Annotated in this window: 8 protein-coding genes; 6 read left to right on the top strand and 2 right to left on the bottom strand. The window is 58.2% G+C overall.

All coding sequences use genetic code 11. The features are described 5' to 3' along the window. A partial coding sequence (gene dnaJ, locus WC509_08175; GenBank protein MFA5007419.1) for a molecular chaperone DnaJ occupies window positions 1-1044 on the top strand: 1044 nt, incomplete at its 5' end. A gap of 163 nt (window positions 1045-1207) precedes the next feature. Then, window positions 1208-1888, top strand: a complete 681-nt coding sequence (locus WC509_08170; GenBank protein ID MFA5007418.1) for a hypothetical protein — start codon at window positions 1208-1210, stop codon at window positions 1886-1888. A gap of 61 nt (window positions 1889-1949) precedes the next feature. On the opposite strand, the gene WC509_08165 is transcribed toward WC509_08170, so the two are convergent. Together WC509_08165 and WC509_08160 are read right to left on the bottom strand one after the other, a co-directional pair. Continuing rightward, the gene (locus WC509_08165) at window positions 1950-2615 is read right to left on the bottom strand and encodes a P-II family nitrogen regulator (protein ID MFA5007417.1); all 666 of its coding nucleotides are present in this window, start codon (window positions 2613-2615) and stop codon (window positions 1950-1952) included. Beyond that, window positions 2596-4089, bottom strand: coding sequence for a DUF1538 domain-containing protein (locus tag WC509_08160; protein MFA5007416.1), 1494 nt, complete (start codon window positions 4087-4089; stop codon window positions 2596-2598). The genes WC509_08165 and WC509_08160 overlap by 20 nt, the downstream gene beginning before the upstream one ends. Window positions 4090-4441: 352 nt before the next feature. Here WC509_08160 and WC509_08155 point away from each other — a divergent pair, with 352 nt between their 5' ends. The 4 genes from WC509_08155 to WC509_08140 are packed head-to-tail and all read left to right on the top strand — an operon-like array spanning window position 4442 to window position 10050. Further along, window positions 4442-4792 carry a PadR family transcriptional regulator gene (locus WC509_08155; protein MFA5007415.1) on the top strand — a complete coding sequence of 117 codons (351 nt, stop codon included), beginning with the start codon at window positions 4442-4444 and terminating at the stop codon, window positions 4790-4792. 26 nt (window positions 4793-4818) lie between these two features. Next, the gene (locus tag WC509_08150) at window positions 4819-6222 is read left to right on the top strand and encodes a Wadjet anti-phage system protein JetA family protein (GenBank protein MFA5007414.1); all 1404 of its coding nucleotides are present in this window, start codon (window positions 4819-4821) and stop codon (window positions 6220-6222) included. After that, the gene (locus tag WC509_08145; GenBank protein MFA5007413.1) at window positions 6219-6824 is read left to right on the top strand and encodes a DUF4194 domain-containing protein; all 606 of its coding nucleotides are present in this window, start codon (window positions 6219-6221) and stop codon (window positions 6822-6824) included. The genes WC509_08150 and WC509_08145 overlap by 4 nt, the downstream gene beginning before the upstream one ends. Continuing rightward, window positions 6808-10050, top strand: a complete 3243-nt coding sequence (locus WC509_08140; GenBank protein MFA5007412.1) for an SbcC/MukB-like Walker B domain-containing protein — start codon at window positions 6808-6810, stop codon at window positions 10048-10050. Before WC509_08145 ends, WC509_08140 begins: the two co-directional genes overlap by 17 nt. Window positions 10051-10105: the final 55 nt, after the last annotated feature.

Below are 10105 nucleotides of genomic sequence, written 5' to 3'. Positions count from 1 at the left end.
GCCAAGAAGTACCATCCCGACGTCTCCACCGAAAAGGACGCGGAAGCCAAGTTCAAGGAAGTCCAGGAAGCCTACGAGGTCCTCTCCGACGGCGAGAAGCGGCAGAACTACGACCGTTTCGGCCACCAGTCGCAGAACCCCAACTTCGGTCAGGGCCCCGGCGGCTTCGGCGGCTTCGAGGGCTTCGACTTCGGCGACATCTTCTCGGCCTTTTTCGGCGGCGGCCAGCGCCCCCAACAGGGCGGCGCACGCCCCCGCAAGGGCGCCGACGTGCAGCGCCGGATGAACGTCTCCTTCGAGGAATCGATCTTCGGCAAGAAGGAGACGATCAAGGTTCCCGTCTTCGAGGAGTGCCGCCAGTGCCACGGCACCGGCGCCCGCTCCGCAAGCGACATCCACACCTGTTCGCGGTGCAAGGGCTCCGGCTCGATCATCGTCGAGCAGCAGTCCCTCTTCGGCCGCACCCAGACCCGTGCGGTCTGTCCGAACTGCAACGGCACCGGCAAGGAAATCACCGCGAAGTGTCCGACCTGCGGCGGCGAAGGCTCCGTCAAGACCATGAAGGACATCGAGGTCAAGGTCCCCGAAGGGATCGAGACCGGGCAGCAGATCCGGCTCGAGGGCTACGGCAACAAGGGCGCCTATGGCGGACCGAACGGCGACCTCTACATCGTCTTCGAGGTCAAGCCCTCGGACATCTTCAACCGCGAGGGCGACGACATCGTCGTGAATATCCCCATCAGCTTCGCGCAGGCGGCGCTCGGCGCCGAGATCGAGGTCCCGACCGTCTACGGGAAGGTCCTCCTCACGATTCCGCCGGGAACGCAGTCCGACGCCAAGTTCCGCATCCGCGAGAAGGGCGCGCCCAACGTCCGCACGAAGTACAAGGGCGACGAGCACGTGATCGTGACCGTCGTCACGCCGACCAAACTCACCCCCGAGCAACGGAAGGCGTTCGAGGAGCTCCGCCGACTCGAAGGCGCCGGAAGCGCCCAGTCCTCGACCTGGGACAAGTTCAAGAACGCCTTCGGAAAAGGCAAATGATCGATGACATGACGTCCCAGTGGTGGGGCGTCATTTTGCATTATTATTTGAAAATGAACATTCCGCCTTGAGTTATGAATGTTCATTATATATAATTTGTCTTAGGTTCTTTCTATTCAATCATTGATGATCCGAACAAGACATATCAAAAAGGGATGATAGTATGGATTCACAATTTTCCGAGATTCAGTTTGGCTTTGGACTTCTTCGTGAAATTGTCGATGGACCATTTTTTGGACGGCTGGAAAATTCTCCTTTTATGCCAACACAAAACAAGGAGAAGATTCTTGGATATGATGCTAGACTTGATAAGTGTCGACCCCTATTTCTTCAATTTAAAAGATCAGAAATGTTAACTAGATCAACCGCGAATGAATGGTCAGTCTTCGGTAATCCGTATTATCGAATTGAAATATACCCGGATTCCGTTACTCATCAACACAATCTTCTCGTGTCTTTGGCCAATCAATTTGGAAACAGTGTGTTTTATGCCGCTCCAATGTTCATTACCGAAAACGATTTTCTAAATCATTATACAAATAAAACAATTCAAGATCACACCAAATTCATCAACTGCAGACGGCTTAGCACCATTTCTGGGAGTACAGCCCATCACATATGCTTTATGGACAAAACAAAATCGTACTTTTTTTCTGAACAAATTACCATTGAAGACAACATTAAAGATATTGAATCAATTCTGACAAAAATTGAGCGTTTTTCTGAAAACGAAATTAGAGATGAAATCAGCTTAGCGATTAAGAAAGTGTTTCCGAATGCAATTTTCAATGACGGTATTACGTATCTGGAACGGTTTGGTATAATGTTGGTTTTGTTCAAGTGAAAAAGACACTCATAGAAAAACAGGAACGGAAACCCGCTCCTGTTTTTTTACATATGGGAATTTACTTTCCTTTGTATAGTCCGTAGTCGCTGCGGACGTCCATGACGAAGACGATCCCCATGCCGGGGTCGTCGATCTTCAATTCCTTCCGGATCGCGGTGGTGATCGCCTCGACCTTTTCCGTCGGGGCGATCGTGAGGACGATCTCCTTCTCCGGTTCGATCGGGATGTTGAAGATCCTCTTGGTCTCGTGGATGCCGGAACCGCGCGCGTTGATGACGGTGCCGCCGGTCGCGCCGGAGGATGCGGCGGCGTCGATGACGAGTTCCGCCTTGCCTTTGTCGACGATCGTGAAGATGGCCTGGTTTTCCATGGGAGCCTCCTTGTTCGGTTGGTGGGAAAGCGGGGTGAGGGAAGCGGAGCCGAAGAGCGAGTCGATCGACAGCGAGAGGATCACGCCGCGGTGGTGCCTGTGCATCTGCATCGTCTCGAAGATCAGCTTCGCGGCGCGGTCGCCGCATTCGGTGTCGGAGCACATCAGGACGATCTCCTTCTTGACGTCGGAGAGGCCGATCATCGCGAGGAAGCCCTTGTTCATCGTGCCGTAGCCGTAGAAGATGGTGGCGCCCTGGACGCCGGCGATCCGCGCCAGATCGATCACCTTCTTGGCCTCCCCGTAGTTGACGATGGCGACGTAGAGGGCGAGACTATTCATGGAATTCGGCACGGGAAACCACTTCCTTTCGGTGGGTCTGGCGGCGGTAGAGGACGCCGAGGATCTCGATCGCGATGATCGGGGTGAGGGCGATCAGGGCGATCATCCCGAACACGTCGCCGAGTCCTCCGGCGGTTCCGCCGAAGGCGATTCCCTGGGAGAAGGCGAGCACGAAGGTCGCGGTGATCGGACCGCTGGCGACGCCGCCGGCATCGAACCCGATCGCGATGAACAGCTTCGGGGTGAAGAACATGAGGACGAGCGCGATCAGATATCCGGGCAGGAGGATGGTCCAAAGCCGCAGATCGGGAACGAGGATGCGGATCACGTTCAGGACCAGGGCGATCCCGACGCCGATCGCGAGCGTGAACAGGACGAGCCGGCGGCGGATCGAACCGGAGGTGATGTCCTCGATCTGGTGCGTCAGGATATATACGGCCGGTTCGGCCATCACGGTGAAGAACCCGAGCAGGAAGGAGACGAGCAGGGTGAGGAAGAGCGAACGGTCCGTCAGGGCGATGCCGACCGTCCGCCCGGCTTCCATGAACCCGGCGTTGACGCCGACGAGGAAGAGCGTGAGCCCGACATAGGTGAAGACGAAGCCCTTGGCGATTCGCGCGAATGTGCGCGGGCGCAGTTTGAAGAAGAACAGGTTGCCCAGGAGGAAGAGCAAGAGAACCGGTGAAAGCGCGATGAACGAGTCGCCCGCCTTTCTCGTCAGTTCATGCCAGAACGGCAGGAAGATGCCATGCTCCGTCGAGGCTTCGGGGAGGATTCCGATCAGATTTTGCGGATCGATGATCGCGGCGAGCGCGAGAAAGCCGAGGATCGCTCCCGCGGAAGCGAGCGCGACGAGGCCGAACGAGTCCTTCTCGGCGCTCTTGGAGTTGCGATGCAGGACCGCGACGCCGGTCGCGAGGGACATGATGAACGGGACCGTGAGGGCTCCGGTGGTCGCACCGGACGCGTCGAAGGCGATCGCGATCATCTCCGGCTTCATGAAGAGACAGAAGATGGCGATGACCGGATAGATGATCGCAAGCGAGAGATACAGGGGGATCGAGAAGAGGATGCGGATCAGCCCGAGCATCACGAAGACGCCGACGCCGATCGAGACGAGGAGGATGACCGAGGAGGCGGCGATGCTCGCGTCGGTCACCGCCGATATCTGATCCGCGAGCACGAGCAGATCGGGTTCGGCGACGGAGATCAGGAACCCGAGCAGAAGCCCGAGCACGACGACGATCCAGACCCGGTTGGACTTGGCGATGCGCTGGCCGATCAGCTCGCCGACCGGAGTGATGCCGATGTCGATGCCGATCAGAAAGGTCGTGAGGCCGAGGACGATCACGACGGCACCGATCACGAACCGCCAGAACAGTTCGTCCGGAAGCGGATCGATGAACAGATGGAAGACGAGGACGACGAGGACGACGGGAAGGACGGCGAACAGGACTTCCCGGGATTTGCTCTGCAGTTCCCGCACATCATCATCTCCCTTCGTCGAGATTCATTCTATCACGTTTGCTTTGCGGCCGTCAATCGGAGCGAGCCGGTTCGACGACGGAAACGACGAACATCTCGACGGGCGGATGGGGCTCGCCGCATCCCATAGGAAACCATCGAACGGACAACAAGATGACATCAAGCGACGCAAATTCGATGGTTGAATCGCCATGAAAGACCCAACTTGAGCGGTAAAACGGATAATCTCGCAGAGAACCAGAAATAGATGGACAAGCAAAGCATAACGAGATATAATATAAACAGATTATGCATAAATGACATATGCAACAGTTGATTATGCATAAGATGCTTATATATGGGGAGGTGAACTGATGAGCAACTCGGGCGAATACATCCGCGGCTTCACGGACTACATCGTGCTGTCGGTCCTCGCGAAATTCGACAGCTACGGCTATGAGATCGCGAAGATCATCGAGAGCGTCTCCAAAAGCAACTTCTCCCTGACCGAAGCGGCGCTTTACTTCGCGCTCAAGCGGCTTCTCGAGGACGGCAAGATCACGTCGTACTCGGAGAAGAACAAGAAGGGCATGACCCGCCGGTTCTATCAGATCACCCCGAAGGGAAGCGCGGCGCTCGAAAGCTTCCGCAAGGACTGGATATTGATCGAATCGCATCTGTCCAGCCTCGTCGGCGGCGGATTCGAGTATGCCCGCGAGGACTAGGACCATGAAGGAGAGGAGTGGGGAACATGGAACTGTTTAAGATCATCCCGCAGAACTTCTTCAGCGTCCTGAACTGCAGGAACCAGGACCTCTATGTGAAGTGCCTTCTGGCCGTCTTCCGCGCCTACGAACAGGGCTCGGTCCTCGGCATGGACAAGCAGATCGCCCAGCAGGCGGTCCAGGACGTGCTCGAGATGCAGTCGGCCGCCGTCAAGGACCTCGAGGGCGTCGAGCAGTCCGATACCCTGAAGGACAAGGCGGCCGCCGTCCTGCGCCGCTTCGAGGAATGCGAGTGGATCGACATCGACGTGAACAACGACTACATCGAGGTCCTCAACTTCCGCGACTACGCGATCACCGTGATGCAGGCGATCAAATCGATCGGCACCGACACGATGTACGGCTACGAGGACGAGACCCACGAATTCCGCGGCTACATCTATACCGTCTATACGCTCCTCTCGCATGAGAACGACGAGTTCGGGATGGTCGTCGACCAGGTCTACAAGAACACGATCGCCTTCGTCCGCGAGATCCGCAAGCTCGACTCGCGCCTGAAGTACTACATCCGCACGATCATCGAGAACTCCGAGATCAAGGACCTCATCAACCTGCTCGTCAACTACAAGGTCGAGCTCGTCGACCAGGCGTACTCCCGCCTGAAGACCTCCGACAACGTCGCCAAGTACAAGCTGGCGATCGTCAAGCGCCTCGAGGAGTTCCAGCAGAATCCGGTGATCATGGACATGATCGCCCGCGAGTACCTCCCGGCCGCGAACAACAACCACGACCTCGCCCGGATCCGCGCCAACAAGCGCATCGACGACATCATCGACATCTACAACTCGCTCGGCTACATCATCGACGAGATCGACAAGAAGAACAAGATCTACGTCAACTCCACGATCGCGAAGATCAAGTTCCTGTTAAACGACGACGAAAACGTCATCGGGAAACTGACGACGATCCTCCGGTTCACCGCCGAGAACGTGAAGAAGTACAAGACCGACTTCGCCCTGAAGACGATCTCTCCGCTCTTCACCCTCCGCTCGCACGGCGTCGTGAACAACTCCTCGCTCTACACGCCGCGCGGCGCCTACGTCCACGGCGAGGGGCAGTTCCTGCTCGACAACGAACTGACGCCGTCGTTCGCCCTCCAGGAAGCGCTCCTGAAGGAGTTCGAGACCAACTACAGCGAAGAGGTCATCAAGAAGTATCTCGCCGCCTTCTTCCGGAACCAGTCGATCGTCCGCGCCTCCGAGCTGATCACCGAGGACGTCGCGGACGAAGCGGTCCTCCGCCTGCTTTACATCCTCGTCTACGCCGGCGAGGAGATGAACTACTACATCTCGCCGCTCGATTCCGTAATCCGCCACAAGAAATTCAAGATGTACGACTTCCAGATCGTAAGGGGGCAGAAACTATCATGATCCTGCAGAACTTCGAAGGGCTCACGTCCGCCCAGAGGGCGATGTTCGCCGACACCGTCACCAAACTGCTCTCAAGCGCCTTCCTCGCCCGCGACAAGAAGGACAACAAGGAACTCTACTATTTCGTGCTCTCGTTCAAGAACTACTTCGACGAGTACTTCGGCGTGATCGGCTACGAACTGATCCTCGACCGCGACCGCGGCGCGATCCAGCTCGTGACGAAGGAGAACACCAACCTCGTCAAACTGAAGAAGGAGGAGTCGCTCATCCTCCTGATCCTCCGCATCCTCTACCACCAGCACCTCGTCGAGACCTCGGTGAACGACAACGTCGTGATCACGGTCGACGAGATCCACCAGAAGTACGACGCCCTCGAACTGAAGAAGAAGATGAACAAGACCGACCTCGTGGCGGTGATCCGGATGTACCGCAAGTACAACCTGATCGAACCGCTCGGCGACCCCGCCCAGGGCAACACCCGCATCATCGTCTATCCGACGATCCTGATGGCGATCTCCACGTCGAACATCAACGACGTCGTCGACGTGATCCGCCGCCTCGCCAGCAAGGAAGGGGGACAGGCCGTTGAAGAAGCTAACTAAGGTCCGCCTGATCAACTGGCACTTCTTCGGGAACGAAACCCTCAACATCCGGAACAACACCCTGATCACCGGCCAGAACGCGACCGGCAAGTCGACGATCGTCGACGCGATCGCCTTCATCCTCACCGCCGGCGACCAGATCTTCAACCTCGCCGCGAACGAGAAGAGTAAGCGCGACCTGCGCGGCTACGTCAAGTGCAAGCTCGGGATCGACAACCAGGAATACCTCCGCGTCGGCGACGTCACCGGCCACGTGGCGCTCGAGTTCATGGACGAGAAGACGAAGAGCTTCTTCGTCGTCGGCGCCGTGATCGACGTCTTCGGCGACGTCCTGCCTCCGAAGGCGCTCTTCTACTCGGTCGACGGACCGATGCACGAAAAGCTCTTCGTCGACGACGAGGGGCGGATCCTCACGACCCTCAACTTCAAGAAACTGAAGCGCGCCACCGAGGTCTATCCGACCCGCCGCGAGGCGAAGCTGGCCTTCCGCCAGAAGTTCGGCTCGATCAACGAGACGTACTTCTCGCTCCTTCCGAAGGCGCTCGCGTTCAAGCCGATCGCCGACGTCAAGGAGTTCATCTACCGCTACCTGCTCGAGGAGAAGACGCTCGACGTCGAGTCGATCAAGGAATCGATCCACGCCTACCGCGACCTCGAGGTCACCCTCAAGCTGATCAAGCAGAAGGTGACCGATCTCGAGGACATGAAGCTCACCTACGAGGAGATCAAGAAGAACCAGGACACGAAGCGCTTCTACGAGTATCTCCTCAAACTGATCGACCTCGAGAACACCAAGACGATCGTCTCGGCGAAACTCTCCGACCTCGAGAAGAACAAATACGCCGTCGAACGCTACAAGAAGGAGATCGACGGCGTCGAGAACTCGATCGCCGCCGCCGAGGACCGGTCGAAGGACATCTATGCGATGATGCAGTCGGACGAAACCTTCAAGGCCGGCGAGCTCTTCGACCGCGAGATCCTCGACCTCACCGGCAAGGTCGAGGACCAGCGCGAGATCAGGAGGGCGTTCCTCGACCGCGTCGGTCGTCTGAAACCGACGGTGACGGAACTCCGCGAGGACTTCAAGGACAAGATCTACGACGAGCTCGCCAAGCTCGATCTCGTGAACGTCTCCGCCGTCGACGTCGACAAGACCCGGCTTGCCCTATACGACATCGAGAAGCGGCTCCGCGAAAAGGTCGAGGCCGGCAGCAAGGCCGTCGGCAAGGCGGAAGGCGACCGCAAGGTCGCGCTCGCCGAGATCAACGAGATCTTCGCCGCCCTCAAGGACCTCGAGAACAACCGTCTCCGCTACCATCCCGCGCTCGTCGAGCTGCAGAACCGGATCAAGGAAGGGATCAGGAACCGTTTCGGCATCGACGCCTCGGTCCACGTCCTCGCCGAGCTCCTCGAGGTGACCGACCCGAAGTGGGCGGACACGGTCGAGGACTACCTCGGCGGCCAGCGCTTCAACCTGATCGTCGAACCCCGCTACTTCGACGAGGCGCTCCAGATCTACAACCGCCTGAAGGACCAGACCAACCTCTCCGGCTTCGGCCTCGTCAACACCAAGAAGATCGCCCACTTCATCAACAACCAGCCTTCCTCGCTCGCCACGATCATCGCGACCGACAACGTCGACGCCGCCCACTACGTGACGATGACCTGCGGCAGCCTGATCATGGTCCAGGACGTCAAGGACCTCGAGAACCATCCGCAGGCGATCACCCGCGAGGGCGTCGTCTACCGTTCCTTCACGGTCCGCAGCCTGAACAAGAACACCGAGAAGCCCTTCATCGGAAAACGCGCCCACGAGGCCCAGCTCGAGAAGTGGAAGAACCTGGCCGTGCAGGCGCGCGCGAAATACAACGCGCTGAACGACGAGATCACGAAGATCACGAACGAGAACATCCTGATCGGCCGCCTCGGCTTCAAGGACCTGATCGACCAGATCGGCTCCGGCGTCGTCCTCGCCTCGCTCGAGAAGTCGCTCGGCAACGCGAAGGACCGCAAGGCGGACCTTCCGACGGCGACGGTGAACGAACTCCGGCTCGAGTACGAGAAGATCAAGGACGACGTCCGCGCCCTCAACAACCAGCGCCGCCGCCTCTTCGAGGAGACCGGCAAGCTGAGAAGCGACGCCATCAAGATCAACGAGGACCTCGTTGTCCTCGAAGGCCGTCAGGACGGCATCCGCGCCGAACTCTCGCGCATCGCCGGGGACAACCTCGCGATGGAGGAGAACGCCGCCGACCTCTTCGCCCGCGAAGTGGCGTCGGCGAAGGATCCCGTCAAGGTCGAGATGGAGTACCGGAAGAAGATCGAGGCCGAGCTCCAGAACCTCAAGAACCTCGAGGACTCGCTCCGCCAGAAGCAGTTCCGGTACACCAACAGCTACAACCTCGGGTATCCCTACGGCTACGAGCACATGGGCTACTACCTCGAGGAGCTGAACAAGCTCGTGCGCTCCGAACTCGTCAAGTACGAGTCGAAGGTGCGCGAGGCGCGCGAAGCCGCCGAGAAGCTCTTCAAGGAGGACTTCATCGCCAAGCTGCGGAACTACATCGTCTCCGCGCAGGACGAGATCGCCAAGATCAACGCCACCCTCAAGGTGATCCACTTCGGCGAGGATACCTACGAGTTCATCTTCCCGAAGTCGAAGGAATACGCCGACTACTACGACATGGTCCTCTCCGACGAGTCGATGCGGACCGGCACCGAGATCTTCAACTACGACTTCGAGATGAAGTACCAGCGCCAGCTCGAGGAACTCTTCATCAACCTCGCCCAGGACGACCTCAACAGCGGCGGCGCGATCAACAAGTTCACCGACTACCGCACCTACATGGACTACGACATCCGCATCCAGAACTCGCAGGGCGACGTCATCCTCTACTCCAAGGTCTTCAAGGAGAAGTCGGGCGGCGAGACCCAGGTTCCTTTCTACGTCGCCACGATCGCCTCGTTCGTCCGCGTCTTCACGCAGGCGAGCCGCGGCAACGTCGCCGACGCGATCGGCCTGATCCTCTTCGACGAGGTCTTCGACAAGATGGACACGACCCGCATCAAGGCGATGATGGAGTTCATCGGCCAGCTGCCGGTCCAGATCATCCTCGCGACGCCGCCGCAGAAGATGGAAGTGCTCCAGAAGTTCACCGAGACGACGATCGTGACGATGCGCGACGGCAAGGCCGCCCGCGCGTACGAAGCCGTGCAGAAATACTGAAAACATCACAACAAAAACGCACGCGCTTTTGTTATAATGGATGTATCGCATCGAA

The organism is Candidatus Izemoplasmatales bacterium (genome assembly GCA_041649275.1).
Taxonomy (GTDB): Bacteria; Bacillota_I; Bacilli_A; order Izemoplasmatales; family Hujiaoplasmataceae; genus UBA12489.
This window is presented reverse-complemented; position numbering and strand designations above follow the sequence as displayed.